Genomic DNA, 22,944 nt, shown 5'->3' on the forward strand with positions numbered 1-22,944 from the left:
ATGTAGTGCAAAGCAAAAGCCCAAAAAACTTGCTCACGGAGCAACCAGTATGCCCAAAATACCGGTCAAACCCCTCCGACAGCGCAAAAAAAGACACGCAAATGCTTGTATTTCAGAAAAAAGCAGTACATTTGCAGCCGATTTAGAGTCCGCTGGGGCCAAACAAGAGACTGCGGGTGCAGTCCGCCTCCCGGAAAAACCCGTTTATACATATAATACAAATGTACGCAATCGTAGAGATTAACGGTCAGCAGTTCAAAGCAGAAGAGGGCAAGAAGCTCTATGTAAACCACATCTGCGGTGCCGAAAACGGCCAGACTGTTGAATTTGACAACGTGTTGTTGATTGACAACAACGGCGACGTAAAGGTAGGTGCTCCTACTGTAGAAGGCGCCAAGGTAGTATGCGAAGTAGTATCTCCGCTCGTTAAGGGTGAGAAGGTGCTCGTTTTCCACAAGAAGCGCCGCAAGGGCTATCGCAAGCTCAATGGCTATCGCCATCAGTTCACTGAAGTGACAATCAAGAACGTAATTGCTTAATCCTTAAAAGTTTTAGAAAGAAATGGCACACAAGAAAGGTGTAGGTAGTTCTAAGAACGGTCGTGAATCGGCTTCACAGAGATTAGGCGTTAAGATTTGGGGTGGTCAGACCTGCGTTGCTGGTAACATCATCGTACGCCAGCGCGGTACTGTACACTATCCTGGTAAGAACGTAGGCATGGGTAAGGATCACACTCTCTTCGCCCTTGTTGACGGTGTAGTTACCTTCCACCGCGGTCAGCGCGACCGCAGCGTAGTTTCAGTTGAAGAAGCTAACGCTTAACGCACTACATCAGTAAGAGACTCCTACTGAAAAAAGCATTCAAAAGCGGATATGCTCCCACACATAGCGGGGGCAGTCCGCTTTTTTGCTGCACAATAGTCATATAACAAAATGGGTAGTTATATTATAAAAGAGGCCATGCCTGATGATGCTCAGGTGATAATGCAGCTTGTTGATGTGGCGCGCCGCACGATGCAAGAGAATGGTAACCCCTGCCAATGGCCAGAGGGTTATCCGTCAAGCGCAGTCATAGATGACGACTTGCAGCGTGGCGACTGCTATATTGTATGCGACGCCGCAGGCAAAGTGGTTGGTTCGTTTGTGTTGCGTCAAGGCCCCGACCCGTCATACGGGCACATATACGAGGGTAAATGGTTAGACGACAGCATGCCTTATTACGTGATACATCGTGTGACGAGTTTGCCAGCTGCGCACGGCGTGTTTTCGGCCATAGTAAGTTACTGCATACAGCACTCCGACAATTTGCGCATCGACACCCATCGCGATAACCACATAATGCGGCATTTGGTTGAGAAATACGGCTTTACCTATTGCGGAATAATCCATTTAAGTCGTGCACGTAGCGCAGAAAGATTAGCTTATCAAATGATAAGCCGCAATGTTTGTAAAGTACCGCAATGAATTTGCAGCGTTTTGCCAAATGCCGGAAATAAACACTGAGGGCGTGTCAAGAAAGAGAAATAAGCCTCTCTTCTTGGACACGCCCTTAAGCATTTGTTAGTTTGTTCTGTATGTATTAGAACATCTTTTCGGGATAAACACCGTCGTCGGCCAGCTTCTGGAACTTGGCTACTACGCCCGGACGATCCTCGGGATAAGTTACGCCAAACCACTTCGAGGTAGTGTCGAGCACCTCGCAAGTAGCCTTACCCTTGTGGATAAGTTCGTCTACCATCAAAGGAATGAAGAATTCGCTCTTGAGGTTCTCCATGTTCTTCGGGTCTGAAAGGAAAGTCTTGAAGAACTCCTTGCTGTAAGCAAAGTAGTCGGGAGTAAAGCCCCAGAAGTTCATTGACACAGGAGTGTTGTCGGGGATAGACACCCATTCGTCGTTGTCGCCAAGATACTTAACCACACCGTCGAAGCGCTGGATCTTAGTGCGTTCAACTACTGATGTAAGGTGGTGGTTAGCGTCGTTCTCGCACACGCCACGGCTTACGGTACCGCTGTCTGAAAGGGTGTTGCCTACGCGGAAGCCTACCATAGAGTACTTGCCGGTTGAGCCTTCGGGCAGTTCAGAGAGCCATTTGCCCATTACCTGGAAAGCGTCGCGGTCATAAAAGTCGTCGCAGTTGATTACGGCAAACGGCTCGTTGATTACGCTTTCGCCCATCATCAAGGCGTGGTTAGTACCCCAAGGCTTTGTACGCTCTGCAGGACAGGTGAAACCTTCGGGCAGTGCATCGAGGCTCTGGAATACGAGTTCGCAAGGAATGTGGCCTTCGTACTTTGAAAGGACGATGCGACGGAAATCTTCTTCAAAATCCTTGCGGATAACGAATACCAACTTGCCGAAGCCTGCGTGAATGGCATCGTAAATTGAATAGTCCATGATGGTTTCGCCGTGAGGGCCGAGTTCATCAAGTTGCTTCAAGCCGCCGTAGCGGCTACCCATGCCTGCTGCCAGGAGAAAAAGTGTAGGTTTCATTTTGATTTGAAAGATATTATGTGTTGTTAGATGTATTGTCGCATTTGTCTGGTGTGCATGCACAGAGCTTTGTCACGCTGCATGTAGCACTTTGACTTGTCAAGTTGCAATGCAAAAGTAACAAATTATCATGAAAGCGCAAATTACAAGCCCGCCTTATTTATAAATATTTATTGCTGTCCGGCGAAACGTAACCATGCTAACAGACTCAAGCATCAAGCACCAAACGCTACCTCTAATGGGGGCGACGCGTCTCGCGTCGGGGTAAGAAAAAGCTATTATTTAGCAGCGTTCGTGTTTTCCTCTTTTCTCTATACCGACGCGGGACGCGTCGCCCCCATTAGTGCTTGCGTTTTTTTGCAGCCCCCACCCAAAGCCCCCCAAACGCTACTTTTTCCAGCTTAGAACCTTTATAAATAGGACTTCATGCGCTTTATTCCTCACAATACGGCTTGAGCACGAAATTCACGCCTGTAGCTGCGGCATCTTGTGGGGTGTCGGTGTGCTGATACATCGTGCCTTGCAGTATGGGGTAGCCTTGTGTCGTCACATCGTTGGCGGGCTGGGCCACTTGTTGCATCGAAAAGTAGCACCCCTCGCCCTTAGCCACATACACCAGTGGCCCCCATTGCATGGCAGTCTGGTTGTAGACGGGTGCCATGCGGTTATGGTCGGGTGTGGTGGCTGGCTTGATGTATTGTGCTTGTAGTGGCAGGTCAATGTACACCTCGTCAAGGTTGCGCCAGGTGCGGGTAATGCTTACATAGCCCTTTGAGTCGATAGTGAGCGGTGAAAGTTCGTGACCGTTCACATAGATAGTGGTTTGCGTTGGCTCGGCGCCTACATATATATAAGGAGTGTTAGGGCGTTGAGCTGTCCAGTCGGGCATACGCACACGCATCGTCATGGCAATGCCTTGGGCGGGCATGTGCATGAAACGGAATTTTACGCTGCCCGAGCGTGGCATGTCGGTTATTTGGTCGAGTGTGAAACTTCCCTCCTGATGCGGAATGCGTGTGGTGCTGTTAGCGTAGAGGTTGACGTACAAGTCACCCTCGTTGCTGGTGGCATACATCATGCCCGGCAGGCAGAGCAACATTTGCGCCGCCTGCAGTTTGTCGATGGTGCCGCGTGGCTCGAGCGAATCATTCACAGTGTGCATGACGGCGTTGAATATGGCCCTTTCGGCATAGTCCATGTAGTCGGCGTGCCCTTGTGTCAGAAATAGTTGGCGCGCCAGGTCAATCCACCGCGCGGCAGCCAGCCCTTGCGGTGCACCGAGGTCTGTGCCCGAACCGCCCACGCAGTTGCGGTCGTGGGTGCCGTTTTCCCATTGCTTGAAGGCCTGCTTGCGTTGCTGCCATTCCAGTCGTGTCAGACGCAGATAGGGTGGGGCAATGGTCGAGTCTGTTTGGTAGGCCAGTGTGCGCAAGTCGTGGCCGTCGTAGCCCCAAGTGGCCACACTGTCAGCCGGCACAAAGCGCAACGGACGTTTGAGCCAGGGCGTGGCGGCCGACAGACTAAGGGCTGAGAGTGTAAAGGCTATGATAAGCGTGAGAGTCTTTTTCATTGTGTGTCAGTGTAGTGCGTTGCAAAAGTATAAATTAAAATCTGCTTAGCCTTTATGTTGCTGCCATATTTAGCTCCACGTATGAGGCGGTACACTTATTTCGCCTTATTTAATAGCTTTTATGTGTAGGCTTTCGCTTTTTCTGTCTACTTTTGCACATATACAACAATGCGCTGGCGCGGATAGTTCATTGGCATCTTGTGCCGGCGTGTGCTAATTATAATTATGAAACGCTTGATACTTTGTGTGTTGTGCCTGTTGGCAGGCTTTACAAGCCTTATGGCACAAACCAAGAATGATAATTCGTCGCAGCACCGCGTGTGGAATGACGCCTTTATGCAGCAACAGCGTGCCGACTCGTTGACGCGCGACTCATTAACCCGCGACTCGCTGAGTGTGCCACTGCCCGCGGAGAGTGGCATCACCGCCGAACTGCCGTGGAATGTGCCCGTGGTCAACCTTGGTGCCTATGGCATGGGCGGTTATGGTGCCTTGTATAATGATTGGGGTTGGCGCCTGCACGAGGGCTTCAATGCCCAATTTGGCTTGAGTGTCAGTGCCGGTCTTGGCAAGCATGCCCCCAAGGGCGTGGGCTTTGGCCAAACGGCGGCCTTTGCCTACCTCAAGCCGCTCACCCCGCGCCTGTCGGTGGCAGCCGGCGTGTTTGCCACCAACTTTGACTGGGGCAGTTGGCGGCGTACCGATGTGGGCATAGGCGGTGTGGTGGCTTACAAGGTGAACGACAACATCAACTTGTACGCTTATGGTCAGAAAACCTTTTTGCCCCGGCAGACCGACCTGTGGGGCCGCCAAGTGCGGCGCGACCCCTTCCCCGTGTTTTTCGATGTGCCGCGCGACCGCATAGGGGCAGCGGCAGAGTTCAAAATAGGTAACAACGCCATGATAGGCGTGAGTGTGGAACACCGTAGTTATTGACAGACTCAACCCGTTGACTCATCACCCCGTCAACTCAAAACTATTAAGAAAAAGATGAATAAAGACGTATCGCTTGTTCAGCAGCTGGCTCTGTTGAAGAAGGAGTACGAATATGAGAAACAGACATTCCAGCACGACACCGAAATGATGGGCATCGACCGCAAGGTGAAGCGTGGCGACTGCTGGTTCCCTATAACGGTCGGGCGCAGTTATTATAACTCGCTCGACCGCTTTGTGGTTGAAATAATGCGTCCGTCGGGCACCGACATAGAGCACAACTTTGAGTATGGGCGCCAGGTATGTTTCTTCTCGCAAGATGGTGCCGGCTTGCTGCATTACCTCAGTTTCCAGGCCACGGTGAGCTATGCCGAAGCCGACCGTATGGTGGTGGAACTGCCGGGCGAGGGTGCTTTGGCACAATTACAGAGTTTGGAGCGTGCTGGTGTGCAGTTGCATTTCGACGACTATTCGTATCGAGTGATGTTCGATGCCCTGCACCATGTGATAGAGGCAAAGGGCAACCGTCTGGCGGCCTTGCGCGACATGTTTCACTCTGCGGCCCCCGTCAGTTGGGGCGCTGAGAGCGCCGTGCCGTTGCGGTTGCCGTGGATCAATGCATCACAGGAGGCGGCTGTGCGCGATGTGTTGCGTGCCAAGGACGTGCTGATAGTGCATGGCCCTCCCGGTACGGGCAAGACCACCACCCTGGTTGAGGCTGTGAGCGAGGTGCTGCGCCGCGAACCACAGGTGATGGTCTGTGCACAGAGCAACACCGCGGTTGACTGGATGTGTCAGCAGTTGGCCGACCGCGGCATATCGGTGTTGCGCATTGGCAACCCCAGCCGCGTGACTGAGGCCATGCTGGCCAACACCTACGAGCACCGCTTTGAGTCGCACCCCGACTATCCCGATTTGTGGCAAGTGCGCCGCAGCATACGTCAACTTTATAGCATGCCGCGCAAGGGGCGGGGTGAGAACTTTCATCAAAAAATAGCCCGGTTGCGCGAGCGTGCTGACGAATTGGAAATGCGCATACGCCATGCCTTGTTCGACCAAAGCCGCGTGATAGCCTGCACGCTTACGGGGGCCGCCAACCAGCTGCTTGCCGGACAACACTACCATACATTGTTCATCGACGAGGCAGCACAGGCACTCGAGGCCGCCTGTTGGATACCCTTGCAAAAGGCCGACCGCGTGATACTGGCTGGCGACCACCAGCAACTGCCCCCCACTGTGAAGTGTGCCGAGGCCATGCGCGGTGGTTTGGGCCGCACGCTCATGGAGCAGGTGGCACACTGCAAGCCTGAGGTGGTGAGGTTGCTGCGTGTGCAGTATCGCATGAACGAGGCGCTGATGCGTTTCTCGTCCGAATGGTTCTACCACGGACAGCTCGAGGCTGCGCCCGAGGTGCGCAATCGCTCATTGCTCGACTATATTGACGACCCCTTGGTGTGGGTTGACACCGACCAGGCCCATCTTGAGGGCGAGGCTGTGCCTGAAGCCGACAATGAGGGCGTGGTGTTGAACCACGAACAGTTTGTGGGCAGTTCGTACGGTCGCATCAACAAGCGCGAGGCCGAACTTACCATGCAGACGCTCAAGGCGTATGTAGAGCGCATGGGGCGCCACCGCTTGTTGGAGGAGCGTGTCGATTTCGGCATTATTTCGCCCTACCGTGCCCAGGTGCAGTATTTGCGTGGATTGATAAAGCGCGATGCTTATTTGCGTCCGCTGCGCGCGCAGATTACTGTGAACACAGTCGATGCCTTTCAGGGGCAGGAGCGCGATGTAGTGATGGTGAGCTTGGTGCGTGCCAACGAGGCGGGTCAGATAGGTTTCTTGTCTGACCTCAGACGCATGAATGTGGCCATAACCCGTGCCCGCTACAAACTCGTCATACTCGGTTCGGCGCAAACGCTTTGCAAGCACACGTTTTACAAAAAACTGTTTGACAGCTGCCAGCACGTATAGTGCGATGGGGGGGTAAACGTAAAGAAAGTTATGCAAATTTGGAATGCCATTCCAAATTTGCATAACTTTTGCGCGTCATTGTGTAGTCGTATGGGTACAGTTTCCTGTCCGACGGCGCAAACAAAGTTATAGCTTCTATATAACAAAGTTCAAATATCATCTTTGTTATTATCTCAACTTGTTTGACATTCTGGCAAAGGGAACTGTCCGGTAAAACCATACTGATATTGTCGCTCACGGATCGCACCGATTGCACGGATTTTTTAGCTCGTGCAACGTGCTTTAGCACCACGGAGATGACGGATTTTACGGATTTTGTGAGCATTGCATGCTCACTTCGCTATTGGCCCGTAACGTACCCGTGGCGAAATACGTTAGCACAGATTGTGTAGTAAGGGACCTGGTTGCAGCAACGAGCTAATGGCGAAGTGAGCATGCAATGCTCACAAAATCCGTAAAATCCGTCATCTCCGTGGTGCTAAAGCACGTTGCACGAGCTAAAAAATCCGTGCAATCGGTGCGATCCGTGAGCGATAATATCAGAATGGTTTCACCGGACTGCAATAACTAAATAATAATAGCTGCATCTTTTCCCCGGGACGCGTCGCCCCCATTAGTGCTTGCGTTTTGTGCTTGCATTTAGTGTTCGCGTTTAGTGCTTGAGTTCGTTCGCGTGTTTACATTTCACCGAACAGCAATAATTTATAAAAGGAACAAGACAAAAAAGTTGCACTTGGGACCATCTACCATACTACAAAAGCTTTACTTACCGTGCATCTTACACAAACACGTTGCAACTCATTGGCTATCAATACTTTTCTCAGTGTAAGATGTTACTGAATCCACCTACACGCAACCTGCACAATCTACACACCCCATATACTGCCGCACGTCACAAACACGGGAGGGCGATATCACAACATAGGGGAGCAGAAAAGTCTGTTGCTCCGACAGATTTTTCTACGTCCCTTTGGCGTAAACCCCGCCGCATACGTCCAAACCGACTGCGAAGCAAAGGGGTGGGGTGTGTAAGATGTGTGCAGGGGCGTGTAAGATACTTTGAAATCATCTTACACTCTTGAAACCTCTGTGTATCAACTTGCTACGCACAAAAAGTGTAAGATGGCAGTAAAAGCACATGCACTCTTTTATAAGAGGAATGACGGGGAGGGAACAAATATTTGTGTACAAGTTGTACACTTCTTTTGATGGGTGCAATGCCTTGGTAATGCAAAGGCTCACAGACAGTCGTGTATTTAATGCTGTCTGTGAGCCTTCATTTAGTGTATGCACATTGCATCTTTCCCGCGTCCAGAGGTTGCTGAAAAATGCCCCGACGCGGGACGCGTCGCCCCCATTAGAGGTAGCGTTTGCAGCTTGAGTTCGTAAGTATGTGAAACCAACAATGTGTGTTACTTCAAGTCAAGTTCGTCAAGCACATAGCTGCTGCCGCCAAACTTGTCGATGATGAAGAGCACGTAGCGGATATCCACGTTGATGCAACGCTGCAAAGCAGGGTTGAACTTGAGGTCGGAACTGAGGCTCTCGATGTTGCCGTCGAAGGCCAGACCAATGAGTTCGCCTTTGGCGTTGAGCACACCCGAACCCGAGTTGCCACCAGTGATGTCGTTGTTTGAAAGGAAGCATGTGGGCAACTTGCCGTCCTCGCGGGCGTAGCGTCCAAAGTCCTTGGCTTGATACATGGTGCGCAACTTCTCGTTGATAAAGTAGTCGCTCTCAGTTTTGCTCTCTTTCTCAAACATACCGTCGAGCACGGTGTGCCAGTCGTAGTAAACGGCATCGCGTGGTTTGAGGTCGGTAATGTGGCCATAAGTCATGCGCAGCGTAAAGTTGGCATCGGGGGCCTTGCTCCAGTCGTACATTTCGCAAAGGCCACGCACATACACCTTGTCCAGTGCACTGCGTTTGGCAGCGTAGGCAGCGAGTGCACCGTTCAGGTTGTCGGCACGGTAGCTGTTAAATGCAGCCATTTGCTGGTAGAGCGGGTCGTTCTCGATAAGGCTGAAGTCATTCTTGGCCAGAGCATCGGCCAGTTTGGTGCTGTCGGTAAATACCGACTGGCTGTACACCTTGTCGATGAATGCACTCCAATCCTTGCCATCGGCCATGTAGGCAGGCACGGCATTAAGTTTGTGATTCTTGATAAAGTAAGGTGTGAGCAGTTTCACCTTGCCCTTGTCAATGTCGAGGTTGAGCGGCTTGATGGTGCTCAAGTATTCGCGCATAATGCTTTGCTTGGCCGCCTCGATGTCCTTGGCCTTGCCATTTTTCAGAGCCTTGCCATAAGCATCAAGTGTATGTTTCGACATCCACAGGCTTTGGTCGGCCAGCGTGATGCGGTAGAGTGAAGCGTCGTGCACCAGGTCGAGGTTGGCAGCGCAGAGGGCGTCGATGCTGTCGATGACGGTAGCATACTCAGCCTTGCCGCTCTGCTTGGCAAAGGCACGGAAACGGGCCTCTTCGGCTTTCTTCTGGTCGATAAGGTGAGTCTTCTCCACCGACTCGTTCATGCCGCCAAAGTTTTTGATGCTGTTACCCCATGAAAAGTATTCGTCCTCAAGCAACAAGCGCAGTGAGTCGCTTTGGTCCATGAGGTCCTTGTAGTATTTGAGCAGCGGATTGCCGGCCAACACGATGGGAGCATTGGTGCCCTGGCAGCGCAAGTTGACCTCGGAGGCAGTAAGGTAGCGCGAGGTAGAACCGGGGAAACCCATAATCATGGTGTAGTCGCCCTTGTCAACACCCTTGAGCGAGATGGGCAAGTATTTTTTCACCTTGAGTGGCACGTTATGCTCGCTGTAGGCTGCAGGTTCGCCATTTTTGTCGGCATAGATGCGGAACATGGCAAAGTCGGCGTTCTGGCGTGGCCATACCCAGTTGTCGCTATTGCCACCAAACTGTCCGATGTTATAGGGCGGATTGGCCACAAGGCGCACGTCCTGATAGGTCTGTTCGTAGAATATGTAGAACTGGTTGCCACCGAAGTAGGGCACAATGCGTGCATTCATACCCTTCTTCTTGCCAAGGTCGCTCTTTTTGAGCATCTTGGCAGCGAGCGGTTCAAGAAAACCATAGCTCTGCATGGTATACTCGTCGGCCTTTTTCTTTTTAGCTTCGGCGTTCACTTGTTTAGTTACATCGGCAATGCGCACCACGAAGGTGAATGTCAAGCTTTCGGGTGTGCGCAGTTCCTCAGCGCGGTTGTGCGCAAAGTAACCGTCCTTCATGTAGTCGTGGCCAATGCCGCTCATCTGGTGCACGTAGCTGAAACCGCAGTGGTGGTTGGTGAGCACAAGGCCGTCGGGACTTACCACCTCGCCGGTGCAGCCACCGCCAAATATGCCGATGCACTCGCGCAATGAGGGCGCAGTCTCGCTATAAAGCGCTTCGGGTGGCAGTTGCAGGCCAGCCTTGCGCAGCGAGTCCTCGAGGTGTTGTTGTTTCATAAGTTTGAGCAGCCACATGCCCTCGTCGGCACGTGCGCCCGTCAGGCTCAGCAGCAGGGCCGAGCACAAAAGTAATAACTTCTTCATTATATTGTATGTGTGGGTTTGCCAATAAACAACTTGGTCACTGTCGCCAGGGGTAAAACGTTACCCCGGCTTAATGATGGGTGGGGCAGGACCTTTGCATAGGCTTTGGCCTTCCCCCCCTCTCTCTCCAGTGCCTTCAGAGTGCGTTATTCTCGGCCAGGAATTGGTCAATCATTTCCACCCCCTTCAGGGTGGCGCACCCGCGTATGTAGGGCAGAATGGTGTTAAGAAATATCTCGCCTTGCGAGTATTGGTCAGCCAGTCCGTTTTGTATGCACACCTCCATTGTGGACAACAAGAGGCGTGTGATGATGTGAAAGTTGACGCCTTCGCGAAAAAGGCCCTGTTTGATGCCTCTCTCTAAAAAGCTCACGGCTTCGTCCTCCTGTTGCTGCTTGTTGCGTGCAATATGTTCCTTTATGCGTGGATATTTGGTCAGGTCGGCGAAGAAACTTGGCACAATCTCGTCAAACTCCTTCATCTTTGCCTTGAATATGATAAGCAAAAAGTCGAGCACATTGGCCGACTGCGATATGATGGCGGCCAAATGGGTGCGCACGTCGCCCTCGTGTTTGATGACACAGGCAAGCAGCAAGTCCTCTTTGTCGGTAAATAGTTGGTATAGTGTGCGTTTCGACATCGACAACTTATGCGCAATGTCGTCCATTGTGACATTGCGTATGCCTTGTGCGTGAAACATCTGCGTGGCTGTTTCAATCACCGAGTTGCGTGCGTCTTCACGCTGTGTGTTAGTTTGACTTTGAGCGGTCATATGACTTGCTGTTTGTAGGAGCCATGTAGTACTTGGCGCCGGTTGGCAGAGGCTTTGTGATGCAAATGTACAAACTTTTCTGTAACTAAGTAATGGTGAAAGAATAAGTTGGCCAATTTTGACCTGTATTTTTGTTGGTTCCGTAATTTGGAAGAGGGAGAAACGCGCTGCAAAAAACGCAAGCACTAATGGGGGCGACGCGTCTCGCGTCGGGATAGAGAAAGGAGAAAAATACAAACTATACTAAATAATAGCTGCATCTTTTCCCGACGCGGGACGCGTCGCCCCCATTAGTGCTTGCGTTTTTTACAGCGCGTTTCAGGCAACTTAAAATGCAACAAAAACGGTCGCGTTTTTGATGCCAATTTTGAACACCCTACCAGTAAGGGCAAAAGCATTACTGTGTGCTTTGGACTTTTAACGGGCAGCAGTATTACTTTCCGCCATTACCAAGTGCCGCGTCAGCGTGGCGATTGCCAAAAATAGTCGGCATTGGTAGTGTTATAGCCAGAGTAACCGGGAGCATTGACACCCTTGAGCGTGATATATTGCGGTTGCCAGCGACAGGCCTTTCCCTCGTTGTTGGCGCCAAAGCGCAGGGGTGTGTTAATGTAGTAAAGGTTCTTGCACATGTATTGGCGCAGGTATTCGTCAACGTTTGTTTTGTTCTCGTGGTTCCAGTTGGCATAGTCGTTGATAAAGAGCGGACTGCCTTTGACAAGCCTTTCACGCACCTCGCCGGGGTGCAGCAACAACCCGTTCTCGTCCATGACATAAGCGTCCCAAGTAGGGTCCATCCACACCCATTTTTGCAGAGAGTCGCTCCATGCCACACAGATGACATGGCAGTCGCTATCCTCGGTATAGTCCTTGGGCACACAAACGAGGTAACGTGCTGGAATGCCTACCGACTGGTACATTTCGCAGAGCATGATGGCCATGAACCGGCAGTTGTAACTGCGCTTCTCGCTTTGAGCCAGCGCATAAAGGTCGGGCGCATTGTAGGCACATTTCGGCCAATCGCTGCTGCCGTCGTGCCTTATGTGGTCGTGCAGCCAGGTCATGATGCGCTTCATGCGGTCGATGTCGCTGCCTTGGCCTGCTATGCTGTCAACCTTGAGCAGGCGGCGCGTGCGTTGCAACAGACTGTCGGCAGGGGTGTCATAGACAAATGCGGGCAGGTCAGTATGGGTTTGATCGTATGCGCCGGCATCAATTAACTCTTGGCGATAGATGGCTGTCGGTCTGTTGTCAAGGGCTTGCGCCAGTGAGTCTGTGGCGTCTTTGTAGGGCTCAAAATTATGTATCTTGGCCAACAGGTGCATTGTACGTATGACCGAATATGCCTGACCTGCTATTATAGGGTTGTCCACTTGTAGCATGCGCTTGCCCCATTGCATAATGCTTGCGTAGGTTTCGGGCCACAGTTTGTAGTTTGCCCGCTGGGTGCTGTCGGCATTGGCCAGCCAATCATCGTCGAGCGTGTTAATAATCAGCGCGTTGTTGGTGTAATGGGTAAATGCTTGGCACGCCTCGGGCTGCGTACATTGTGCCGAAAGACAAAAGCCGTTGATCGTGATGTCGTGCAGTTTGTCACACTTTGCGGCAATGGCGGGCCCGTCAATTGACAGCGTGATGTGGTTAAAGTGAATGCTTTGCAGTTCGGGACATTGGCTGAAAGTGTAAGGGGCTACAAAGCCTGTGATACCATTAAAGTTTACTGTGCGCAAACTTGGCCAACCCACAAATGTGTATGATGGCACGCGGTCAACATCAGCCACTTCGACGTGTGACAAATTATTGCAATAGGCAAAGGCTCGGTTAAGCACATCGGTGCTGACATTGTGGCATTTGCCCGTATATACGGTGGTGAGCTTCATGTTCAGCTTATAGGCATCTTTGGCCAGAACCACGTAGTCGGGCAGTTTGACAGTGCGTATATGGGTGTTGGCAAAGGCTCTTGTGCCGATGCTGTCGGTAAGGGCCGGTAGCAATATGGAGTCAATGGGGCACTCGTCAAACAAGCCTGCGGGTATGGCATGGGCCGAGGTGATGGCATAGCTCGTGTTGTCTTTTGTCAAGAAGGGCTTCCCTCCTGTGGCAAAAGTGACCTGTTGCAAGTCTAACTGATGTGTTATGGCAGGCACAGCGTTGCCCGCCGTGTCGCGTCCACAGAGTTTTCGCAGGTAGGCAAGGTCAGCGTTATTGAGCGTGCCTTCAATGCGCAGACCTTGTTTGCGTTGCAATTTGGCCTCCTTTACGCGTGCAGATAATGTGCCGCACCGTTTGACTTTTACTTTCAGGTAGTTATCGGCATACGCCGAACACGGCAGGGCCGCAAGGCATAAGTATGCCACAATGGTTCTAATGTTTGGAAAGTGCATGGTATGTAGTAATGAGTTGATGAGTTGATAAGTTGATAAGTTGATAAGTTGATAAGTTGACGGGTTGACCCGTCACCCCGTCACCCCGTCAACCGTAATACATAAAACGTCTGCATTGTAGCTCGTGCTGCAATGCAGACGTGATATGTGTTGGTGTTCAAACCAATGTTAATAGGAACACCCCTGCTTTAGTGTCGTGGCTTATGCCTGCACGTAGTCGTTGATGTCGGCAGGGTTGAGGTTCATTACAAAGGTGTGGTGCTTGGCAATTTCAGCCTCTGCAAAGTTGGCATACACACGCACGCTCTTGCCAAACATGTCGGCATTGGCAGTGGCGTTGTGCAGCAACAAGTGGAGCATGATGACATCGGCAGCCATCTCCACAAGGTGACGGGCGCAAAGGTCGTGGAAGGGCTGGTCGGCCGCTTCCTTCACGTGGGCCACAGCCTCCTCAAACTTGTCGGCCATAGCCTTGGCACGTGCCTGTATGCCCTTCAATTCCTCGCTCACTTCGGCCTGCTCAAACTCACGCATCTGTGCCAGATACGAGCCATTGGTCACATAGCGTATGGCTGCCACCACTTGCAGTTGCGTGGTGCCCTCGTAGATAGAGGTGATGCGGGCGTCGCGGTAGTAGCGCTGAATAGGATACTCCATCATAAAGCCCGAACCGCCGTGAATTTGAATGGCGTCGTAGGTGTTCTGGTTGCAGTACTCCGAGTTCATGCCCTTGGCCAGCGGGGTGAGTGAGTCGGCCAGTTTGGCATACTTCTTTTGCTCCTTGCGCTCCTCGGGCTCGAGTTTGCGCTCGCGGGCAATGTCGTCGAGTGCCTTGTAGATGTCTACATAGCGTGAGCACTGGTAGAGCAGGGCACGACCGGCGTCGAGCTTGGCCTTCATGAGTGCCAGCATGTCGTAAACGGCCGGGAAGTTGATAATGGCCTTGCCAAACTGCTCGCGGTCGCGGGCGTATGCCAAACCTTCGTTGTAGACAGCCTGCGATATGCCCACGCTCTGTGCCGCAATGCCCAGGCGGGCACCATTCATCAGCGCCATCACATACTTGATGAGGCCCAGCTTGCGGTCGCCGCAGAGTTCGGCCTTGGCATTTTTGTACACCAGCTCGCAGGTGGGGCTGCCATGAATGCCGAGCTTGTTTTCGATGCGGCGCACGTTCACACCGCCTTCGTTTTTGTCGTAAATGAACATTGACAGACCACGGCCGTCGGTAGTGCCCTCCTCAGAGCGGGCCAGCACCAGGTGCAGGTCGGCATCGCCATTCGTAATAAAGCGCTTTACGCCATTGAGCAGCCAGCAGCCCTCCTCCTCAGAGTAGGTGGCCTTGAGCATCACGTGCTGAAGGTCCGAACCGGCGTCGGGCTCGGTAAGGTCCATCGACATGGTTTCGCCTGCGCAGATGCGCGGAATGAAACGGCTGTGCTGGTCCTCGTTGCCAAACTCGTAAAGTGTCTCAATACAATCCTGTAAACTCCAGATGTTGCCAAATCCGGCATCGCTTGCAGCCACCAACTCGGCACACATGGTGTAGGGCGTGATGGGGAAGTTAAGACCGCCAAAGCGGCGTGGCATGGTCATACCGTTGAGGCCAGCCTTGACCATGGCGTCAAGATTGGCAGCTGTGCCGCTGGCGTAATGTACGCGGTCGCCCTCATGGTGAGGCCCTTCAAGGTCTACGCCCTCAGCATTGTCGGCAATGGTAGTGCCGGCCAGTTCGCCGGTGATGTCGAGCACGCGGTCGTAGTTGTCCATCGCGTCGTCAAAGTCGAGCGGCGCATAGTCATATTCGTCCTTGTCGCGGAAGTTGCGCTCTTTAAGTTCCACGATACGCTTCATGAGCGGGTGGTTAAGCTCAAAGCGCAGTTCTGCGTGGTCAGTATAATTATTTGCCATTGTTTTACTTGCTGTTACTCTTGTAATACTTGATAAGTTTAGGTACAACTTCTTCAACCGAGCCTGTGATGATGTAGTCGGCTATTTGGTTGATGGGGGCCTCGGGGTCGGTGTTGATAGAGATGATGATGCCGCTCTCTTTCATGCCGGCCACGTGCTGAATGGCACCGCTTATGCCGCAGGCAATGTACACCTTGGGACGGACGGTCACACCTGTCTGGCCAATTTGCAGGTCGTGCTCGCAGTAGCCGGCATCAACGGCTGCACGGCTGGCACCAACCTCGCCGTGGAGTTCCTCTGCCAACTTGCGCAACAAGTCAAAGCCCTCTTTTGAGCCTACACCGTAGCCGCCGGCCACAATGATGGGCGCTCCCTTCAAGTTGTTCTTGGCCTTCTCCACATGGCGTTCAATCACCTTGACCACGTAGTCTGTCTCGGGCACAAATTTAGCCACGTCTTCATACACAATCTCGCCATTGTAGTATTCGGCCACCTTCTCGGCCTTCATCACGCCAGAGCGCACGGTGGCCATTTGGGGACGGTGGTCGGGATTAACGATGGTGGCCACAATGTTGCCACCAAAGGCCGGACGAATTTGGTAGAGCAAGTTGTCGTAGTGCTTCTTGTTCTTCTTGTCGTCAAAATCGCCAATCTCGAGTGCCGTACAGTCGGCAGTAAGTCCGCTGGTGAGCGATGACGACACGCGCGGACCGAGGTCGCGGCCAATGACCGTGGCCCCCATCAGGCAGATTTGCGGTTTCTCTTGCTTGAACAGGTTGACCAAAATGCTTGTGTGAGGCTTTGAGGTGTAGGGAAAGAGTCCTTCGGCATCAAACACGTGCAGCTTGTCCACGCCGTATGACAGGATATCCTTTTCAACGTGTCCCTTAATGCCAGTGCCAGCCACTACGGCCTCGAGCTGCACACCCAGCTCGTTGGCAAGTTTGCGACCCTTGGTCAGGAGTTCGAAAGACACTTCCTCAACCGTGGTCTTATCTATTTCGCAATATACAAATACGTTATTCATAGTGCTTTATCCAATAGTGTGGCTGTCCAACAATTCTTTTACTAAACTCTCCACATCGGCATCGCTGCCAGTGAGGCGCTTGCTTTCCTTGGCCTTGAACACGATGTTCTGCACGGCCTTCACCTTGGTGGGTGAGCCGGCCAGACCGCATTGGGCAAGGTCGCCGTCTACATCGGCCACACTCCATTGGGCAATGGTCAGATAAGGCTTCTTGTCATACTCCTCGGCATAAGGCAGCCCTTCGGCGGGGCGCTCCATGGGGGCAGAAGCACGTTTGTATTTCATCACCAGTTTGGCGTTGCACGGACGGCAGGGCGCCGCGTTGCCGTTAACGGTCAGCAAAATGGGCATCGGTGCTTCCACACGCTCTATGCCACCGTCAATGTGGCGTGTTACCACCACCTTGCCGTCCTTCACCTCGTCCACACTTGTGACGTAGGTCACCTGGTTGAGGTCAAGTTTCTGGGCCACCTGCGGGCCTACCTGTGCGGTGTCGCCGTCAATGGCCTGGCGGCCGCCCAGCACGATGTCGGGCACACCAATCTTCTTGATGGCCTGTGCCAGTGCATAGCTCGTGGCCAGCGTGTCGGCACCGGCAAAAGCACGGTCGGTGAGCAAATAGCCACCGTCGGCGCCGCGATAAAGACCTTCGCGAATGACCTCAGTGGCACGCGGAGGGCCCATTGTCAGAATATGTACTGTCGAACCGGGGTTCTGCTCCTTCAGGCGCAGGGCCTGCTCAAGAGCGTTGAGATCTTCAGGATTAAAGATGGCAGGCAGAGCGGCACGGTTGACTGTGCCCTCGGGAGTCATCGCGTCCTTGCCCACATTGCGGGTGTCGGGTACTTGCTTGGCAAGCACAACAATTTTCAGACTCATATCTTTCTCTTTCTGTATGTTGTTAAGATTGTTATTACTCAGCTTTTTGTGCCTTGCAAACGATGTGCATACCTTGTGCAAGGCATGGCAAAATTACTCTTTTCTGTTAATCATGCAAAGTTAACTTGTCGTTTTTTGCTGCTCGCGCCAACATCGTGGCATTTCGGAACACGCAAAAGGGGCTTTCCTGGTTTCGCCAATGCGCCCCCTAAATCAACTATAGCGGGCTGACGCCGTAGCGTTGCTTGTTAGCTGCTAACGCGCCAAGCAACTAACAACCCCCGCTACGGCGTCAGCCCATTAGCAATTTAGCACATTGCCACATTAAGCGCTGGTTTTATTGGAAATCAATAATTTCGAGCACATTTTTTGCCTCAAAGCATTGCCGAGCGCATAAAAAGTCGTAAATTTGCACCGCTTTTCCACCAAGCCGCTGTCGGGATGCAGAGTTCCCCGTTAAGCTGGGTCGGGACGGACAACAATACATTTAATTACCCATCAAAGAAATGGCAGATTTAATTAAGATTGCTGAAGAAGCTTTTGCTACCGGCAAGCAGTTCCCCAAGTTCAAGGCAGGTGACACTGTAACAGTAGCATACAAAATCGTCGAAGGTAACAAGGAGCGTATCCAGTTGTATCGCGGTGTTGTTATCAAAATCAACGGTCACCAGGACAAGAAGCGTTTCACAGTGCGCAAGATGTCTGGTACTGTAGGTGTTGAACGTATCTTCCCCATCGAATCACCGAACATCGAAAGCATCGAGGTGAACAAGATTGGTAAAGTACGTCGTGCCAAGTTGTACTACCTCCGTGCCCTCACCGGCAAGAAGGCTCGTATCAAGGAAAAGCGCACTGCGCTCAAGAACGACTAATTTACGTTCACACACATATTTCTGGTGTCTTCAAGGGATATCACGAAATAAAAAGAACAAACTCCGCAACCCCGAACGGGTTGTGGAGTTTTTTTGTTATTGCTGCCCGGTAAAGCGTAAACATGCGAACGGACTCAAGCATCAAACGCTACCGTGATGGGGACTTACTTTTTCAAAAAAATCATCTGCAACGCCTGTTTATGGGCATTGCAGATAAACTTTCCATCTTGTTTTGTGTCTTACCGGACAGCACTAATAGCAAATCTATTGGAAAGTGTTATTTAATGATCTTCCATTCGCCTCCATTACGTGAGCCTCCGATGCGAATTATCCGACCACTTTGTTTCAACTTTTTGATATGGTAAGCAACGCCATCTTCAGTTATGCCACATACAGACGCTATCTCCTTGGCAGTTACCTTGGGATTGTTACCTATTATTTTGAAAATAGTTTCCGTAGTATTGGTAGTTGTTTCCGTAGTATTAGTAGTAGTTTCCGTAGTGATATTTTTGCTGTTTCCCAGTTTAAGATATGTCTCAATCCGATCAGGGTTATTCTTTTCCTCAACTATAGGTGTACTCCAACCATTGTCTTTCCAACCTTTCGCTATTACATCTGCACCAGTGCCACCTTTCTCGCCAATACCCAAGAAAACAAACATCTTTTGAATGACAGGATTTCTGCACACACTGTGTCCTCCTTCGTAGTATTCTTCCATGCTCACAAGCATTGTACCTGGGTTTGACAATACTATACGGTCGAAATACCTGTCTATAACAATGTTGCCTCTCACTGTATATGCTGCATGAATGAGACTGTTGGCAAAAGCTTCTCGCAAAGCTACATGAGCCGTGGTTGTGTTGTTCCTCATCTGCTTATTGTCAAGGCTGAATGGTACTGGCAAAGCGTGTTGTAGTAATGGTAGAACACGGGTAAAAAACTGGTAAAGGTTGGCTTCCCACGTTCCATCGGGATATATACGATTTGTCCAACGTATCTGAGGGTCATCACTCAGATGTTCACGATAGTCGGGAAAAAACTCTTGGCAACACTCAGGGTCGGTAATGCTGTTGGTCTTGCCGAACATAAGCATTCCTGCAACTGTAAAACCTTCGGTTGAAGTGGCTCTATCTTTACGATAGGCACCAATATTTTCCATAAACTGTTTGTCGTCTATCTCTGTCCAAGGATGATTTTCGTGTTTGATATTGTATGCACGACGGTACTGGTGTAGAGTCGGCATATCAATGTCATCAATGGAATATCCTCGTAGGATTCGAGAATCAGCAGATGCCTTCATGTTGTTGGCATCTGAATACATCTGCTTTATCTCATCATCAGTACAGAGATAATCGCCCTCATCTCTACGTTTGTAGGTGTGTCCAAATGGTGTGAGCGTAAGATGTATCGGACGCAAATCGTATTGAGCGCGAGGTATCCTGAAGGCAAGTAGATATTGCCCTCCGTCAGTCTTTATTTCTTCTATGTCGCTCTCAACCAACAGCGGAATATTCACGCACGATTTATTGTGTGCGTCGTCCCAAAACTGTTTCCTGTATTTTGCAATAAGTTCCTCAGAAAGACCGTCTGGCGTGAATTTATGATTTTTCTCTTTCACTCCCAAGACAATTGTTCCGCCGTTAGTGTTGGCTAATGCAGAGAAAGAACGCCAAAATTCAGCTTTTGGAAAACCGCCAGCAGCTGACTTGTATTCCACTTCGGTGTCTTCCTTCAGTTGGAGTTTTAAGCGTATTTGATCTGCTATGTTCATTGTATATTTTGAGCATTAAAATGACTATGCTTCGACTAAGTTTTTAAGCTACGATATCTGTTGGGTTCCGTCAAAATTCGACGTAATTATTATCGTTCCGACGGATAGACTTAAGCTTTGACGGAAATACATTGCTTTTCGTCAAAATTCAACGGATTATTACAAAAGGTGCCAATTACAACCATCTGTTTTAATCATCTTTTCCCAATTCATAGCCTTAAACAAATCTCCCAATAGTCGTAGTAGTTGTTTTTCCGCCTTATTTTGTAAGGCATATTAGCCAATGGCAGCGGAGCTTAGAACGGGTAACCAATGGCGAAGTGCAGGCCGAGGCCGTCCTTAAAGCGCTCGATGTTATAAAAGCCCGATTTGGCAGTTTGGTAGGGCGCGTGCAGGGCAATGCCCACGTCAAAGCGCAACACCAAAAAGTTGAGGTCGTAACGCAAACCGGCACCCGTGCCGAGCGCAATGTGCTTGATGGTAGATGTGGTGATTTGTGAGCCTGGGCGCATAGGGTCGTTGCGCAGCGTCCACACATTGCCTGCATCGAGGAATATGGCTCCGTGCAGGTCACCAATCAAGCGGGCACGCAGTTCGGCGTTAGCCTCCAGCTTTACATCGCCTGTTTGGTCCATGTACGAGTATTTCGAGTTAACCGGGCGATATGAGCCAGGACCGAGGGAACGCACGGTGAAGGCACGTACACTGTTGGCGCCGCCCACATAGAATTGGTCTACATAGGGTGCACTGTTGCTATTGCCGTAGCTGTATATAATGCCTCCAAACACACGTGTGGCAATGTTGATGTCCTTTGTCAGCTTAAACAGCTTGTGTGCCTCGGCTGTAAACTTTACGTATTGCGCAAAGGGGTTGCCAAACAACTCCTTGTTCTTTTTATTAAACTTCTGTCCGGCGGCAGCGTAAATGGCCGAGGTAATGTTGCCCGCCTCCTTGAAGGCAAGCTGCACCCACCAAGGGTTGGTGCGCCACGAGCGGCTTTGGTAAGTAAAGGAGTAGCTGAGCGATGGCACAAACTGGTCGCGCATCGACACATACAGGGCCGGGTTGGCATTCATTATAGAGTCGAAGGTGTGCGTCGTGTGGTTCAGTTTGTCAAAGTCGAGGCTGAAGAGTGTCAGGTCGTGCTGTGCCGTCTCGCGTTTGTACCAATGATAATTGGCGCTGAGGCCCATGCTCACCATGTTGAAAAAGCGCGAGCGGTTCTTCCAGTCAGCATCAAAGGCAAACTGCGTGGTGGCTGGAAAGCGCACCCGTCTGCGGCTGATGCCAGGGAATACAAAGCGTGGAAATTTGAAAGCCAGCTGTGTGCCCAGTTCATAAGAATTGAGCAGCGAGTTGCGCCCGTTGGCACCAGCCCCCGTTTGCCACTCATACGAGCCAAAAATCTTGAACGACACCTTTTCGCCCCCTCTGAAGGCGTTGCGCTTGGCCAGTTCATACGATATGCCCGGGCCCACCTGTTGGTTGCTCTTCAGCGTGGCATTCATTTCGAATGTCGAGTCGTACAGTTTGTCCATCACCGCCGACACCACGAGGTCGAGCGTGTCACAAGTGGCAGTAGTGTCGCGTGGCACATAACTCACGTCCATTTGGCTCAGCACCCCGAGCTGGCCAAGTTTCTCAACCGTCATCTTCTGGTCGCTCAAGCGGTACATCTCCCCCTTGCGGTGTGTAATGGCATGGCGCCACATGTTGGCGCGCAGTGGCATCTTTTTGCCAGCAAAGTAGTAAGTGTAGCGGCGTCGCACAAGTTGTGTGTCGAGCGGTTCGCCGTCGTAGTTGCGAATGCTGATATATGCGCGCCCCATATACCATGGGTGGTCCGCCTTGGCCGGTCGGTTGTCTACGGGCATAACCTGCAGCTGCACAAAGTTTTTGCGTTGTGTCGTGTCAGCGCGGAACGTTGTGTAGTTAGCATTAAAGTAATAGTAGCCATTGTTGCGCAGCAGCGTTTCAATGCGCGTCTGCTCCCCCGACAGGTTCACCACGCTAAAGGCATCGCCCGTTTTCAGCAGTTTGTCCTGCTCGTGCAGCCTGATGAGGCTGTCCATGGGGGCAGGGTAGTTCAAGTACGCTATCGAGTCAAGACGGTAAAGCTGCCCGGCCCGCACATTATATGCCACCTTCGCCTTTTTCGGGTTCTTCAACGACAGAATGTTATAGTCCACCTTGCCATGAAAGTAGCCATAGTTGTGCAGCGTGTTGGTTGCCACCTTGGCACGCATCTCGGGACTTACCTGGCTCACAAGCACTGGTTCGGTGCCAAAAGTCTTGTATATCCATTTGCCCAGTCCGCCTTGGGCGTCATACAACCCGTTGTGCACCCAGAGTCCGATTTTCCAGGGCCAGCTCATGGTAGACGAGCCAAATATGGCATTGTTGGGCGGATAAGCCAGCACGGCGTCCACCTCGGTTTTGGCAGTGGCAAAATCAGCCTCAGTCTGTGCTTGTGCCGCCTTTTGCGCCTTGCGTTCCTCCTTAGTCAGTTTCTTTTTGTTATTAACAAGCAGTTCGTCGGCCCCCAGTGTGCTCTTGCCTTCGATTACACTGTTAATTTTCGACACCGCGTCGGCCACCGCCGTAATCACCCCCACCGAGTCGCGTCCCTTTTTTCGCATCATGGCCGGGTCGTCGGCGTAGGTTATTTTGTCAATGCCCGTATACAGTTGTTCGTCGTCGGGCAAGGCGCGTGTAGTTGAGCAGCCAGCCAGCGCGAGCAGCAGTCCGCAGAGTAACAAGCCGCACGGCACATTGCAAAGTTTATGTTTGTATGTCATCATGTAGT

16 protein-coding genes are annotated in these 22,944 nt (G+C 51.5%); 6 read left to right on the top strand and 10 right to left on the bottom strand.

Annotated elements, in window-relative coordinates:
- Positions 1 to 221: 221 nt before the first annotated feature.
- The 3 genes from rplU to BQ5453_RS03535 all read left to right on the top strand — a co-directional run bounded on the left by rplU (position 222) and on the right by BQ5453_RS03535 (position 1,464).
- The gene (rplU, locus tag BQ5453_RS03525) at positions 222 to 539 is read left to right on the top strand and encodes a 50S ribosomal protein L21 (RefSeq protein WP_022101889.1); all 318 of its coding nucleotides are present in this window, start codon (positions 222 to 224) and stop codon (positions 537 to 539) included.
- Between the two features lie 22 nt (positions 540 to 561).
- A complete protein-coding gene (gene rpmA, locus BQ5453_RS03530; RefSeq protein ID WP_022101890.1) occupies positions 562 to 822 on the top strand; it encodes a 50S ribosomal protein L27 in 261 nt (86 codons plus the stop codon).
- Positions 823 to 933: 111 nt separating this feature from the next.
- The gene (locus tag BQ5453_RS03535) at positions 934 to 1,464 is read left to right on the top strand and encodes a GNAT family N-acetyltransferase (RefSeq protein WP_071122182.1); all 531 of its coding nucleotides are present in this window, start codon (positions 934 to 936) and stop codon (positions 1,462 to 1,464) included.
- A gap of 115 nt (positions 1,465 to 1,579) precedes the next feature.
- On the opposite strand, the gene BQ5453_RS03540 is transcribed toward BQ5453_RS03535, so the two are convergent.
- Both BQ5453_RS03540 and BQ5453_RS03545 read right to left on the bottom strand, forming a co-directional pair.
- A complete protein-coding gene (locus BQ5453_RS03540; RefSeq protein ID WP_071122183.1) occupies positions 1,580 to 2,491 on the bottom strand; it encodes a glycosyltransferase family protein in 912 nt (303 codons plus the stop codon).
- A gap of 433 nt (positions 2,492 to 2,924) precedes the next feature.
- Positions 2,925 to 4,061, bottom strand: a complete 1,137-nt coding sequence (locus BQ5453_RS03545; RefSeq protein WP_071122184.1) for a glycoside hydrolase family 127 protein — start codon at positions 4,059 to 4,061, stop codon at positions 2,925 to 2,927.
- A 225-nt stretch (positions 4,062 to 4,286) separates the two neighbouring features.
- Between BQ5453_RS03545 and BQ5453_RS03550 the strand changes: the two genes are divergently transcribed.
- Positions 4,287 to 4,997 (top strand): hypothetical protein, encoded by a 711-nt coding sequence (locus tag BQ5453_RS03550; protein ID WP_071122185.1) that lies wholly within the window; start codon positions 4,287 to 4,289, stop codon positions 4,995 to 4,997.
- A gap of 54 nt (positions 4,998 to 5,051) precedes the next feature.
- Entirely contained in the window at positions 5,052 to 6,968 is a 1,917-nt protein-coding gene (locus BQ5453_RS03555; RefSeq protein ID WP_071122186.1) for an AAA domain-containing protein, read from the top strand.
- Between the two features lie 1,412 nt (positions 6,969 to 8,380).
- Here BQ5453_RS03555 and BQ5453_RS03560 read toward each other — a convergent pair.
- From BQ5453_RS03560 to BQ5453_RS03585, 6 genes are all read right to left on the bottom strand, one after another.
- Positions 8,381 to 10,522 carry a S46 family peptidase gene (locus BQ5453_RS03560; protein WP_071122187.1) on the bottom strand — a complete coding sequence of 714 codons (2,142 nt, stop codon included), beginning with the start codon at positions 10,520 to 10,522 and terminating at the stop codon, positions 8,381 to 8,383.
- Between the two features lie 136 nt (positions 10,523 to 10,658).
- Complete coding sequence (locus BQ5453_RS03565) at positions 10,659 to 11,294, bottom strand: TetR/AcrR family transcriptional regulator (protein WP_071122188.1); 636 nt, start codon at positions 11,292 to 11,294, stop codon at positions 10,659 to 10,661.
- Positions 11,295 to 11,755: 461 nt separating this feature from the next.
- Entirely contained in the window at positions 11,756 to 13,651 is a 1,896-nt protein-coding gene (locus BQ5453_RS03570) for a leucine-rich repeat protein (RefSeq protein ID WP_161942396.1), read from the bottom strand.
- 228 nt (positions 13,652 to 13,879) lie between these two features.
- A complete protein-coding gene (locus BQ5453_RS03575) occupies positions 13,880 to 15,589 on the bottom strand; it encodes an acyl-CoA dehydrogenase family protein (RefSeq protein ID WP_071122190.1) in 1,710 nt (569 codons plus the stop codon).
- Positions 15,590 to 15,593: 4 nt separating this feature from the next.
- Positions 15,594 to 16,616, bottom strand: coding sequence for an electron transfer flavoprotein subunit alpha/FixB family protein (locus tag BQ5453_RS03580; protein WP_071122191.1), 1,023 nt, complete (start codon positions 16,614 to 16,616; stop codon positions 15,594 to 15,596).
- A 6-nt stretch (positions 16,617 to 16,622) separates the two neighbouring features.
- On the bottom strand, positions 16,623 to 17,495 hold the full coding sequence (locus tag BQ5453_RS03585) for an electron transfer flavoprotein subunit beta/FixA family protein (RefSeq protein WP_071122272.1): 873 nt from the start codon (positions 17,493 to 17,495) through the stop codon (positions 16,623 to 16,625).
- A gap of 506 nt (positions 17,496 to 18,001) precedes the next feature.
- Between BQ5453_RS03585 and rplS the strand changes: the two genes are divergently transcribed.
- Entirely contained in the window at positions 18,002 to 18,367 is a 366-nt protein-coding gene (gene rplS / locus BQ5453_RS03590; protein WP_022101488.1) for a 50S ribosomal protein L19, read from the top strand.
- A 277-nt stretch (positions 18,368 to 18,644) separates the two neighbouring features.
- Here the strand turns inward: rplS and BQ5453_RS03595 are convergent, their stop codons facing one another.
- A complete protein-coding gene (locus tag BQ5453_RS03595; RefSeq protein ID WP_071122192.1) occupies positions 18,645 to 20,138 on the bottom strand; it encodes an RNA-binding domain-containing protein in 1,494 nt (497 codons plus the stop codon).
- 296 nt (positions 20,139 to 20,434) lie between these two features.
- The gene (gene tamL, locus BQ5453_RS03600; RefSeq protein ID WP_071122273.1) at positions 20,435 to 22,939 is read right to left on the bottom strand and encodes a translocation and assembly module lipoprotein TamL; all 2,505 of its coding nucleotides are present in this window, start codon (positions 22,937 to 22,939) and stop codon (positions 20,435 to 20,437) included.
- Positions 22,940 to 22,944: the final 5 nt, after the last annotated feature.

This window comes from Prevotellamassilia timonensis (genome assembly GCF_900106785.1).
In the GTDB taxonomy this organism is placed as follows: Bacteria; Bacteroidota; Bacteroidia; order Bacteroidales; family Bacteroidaceae; genus Alloprevotella; species Alloprevotella timonensis.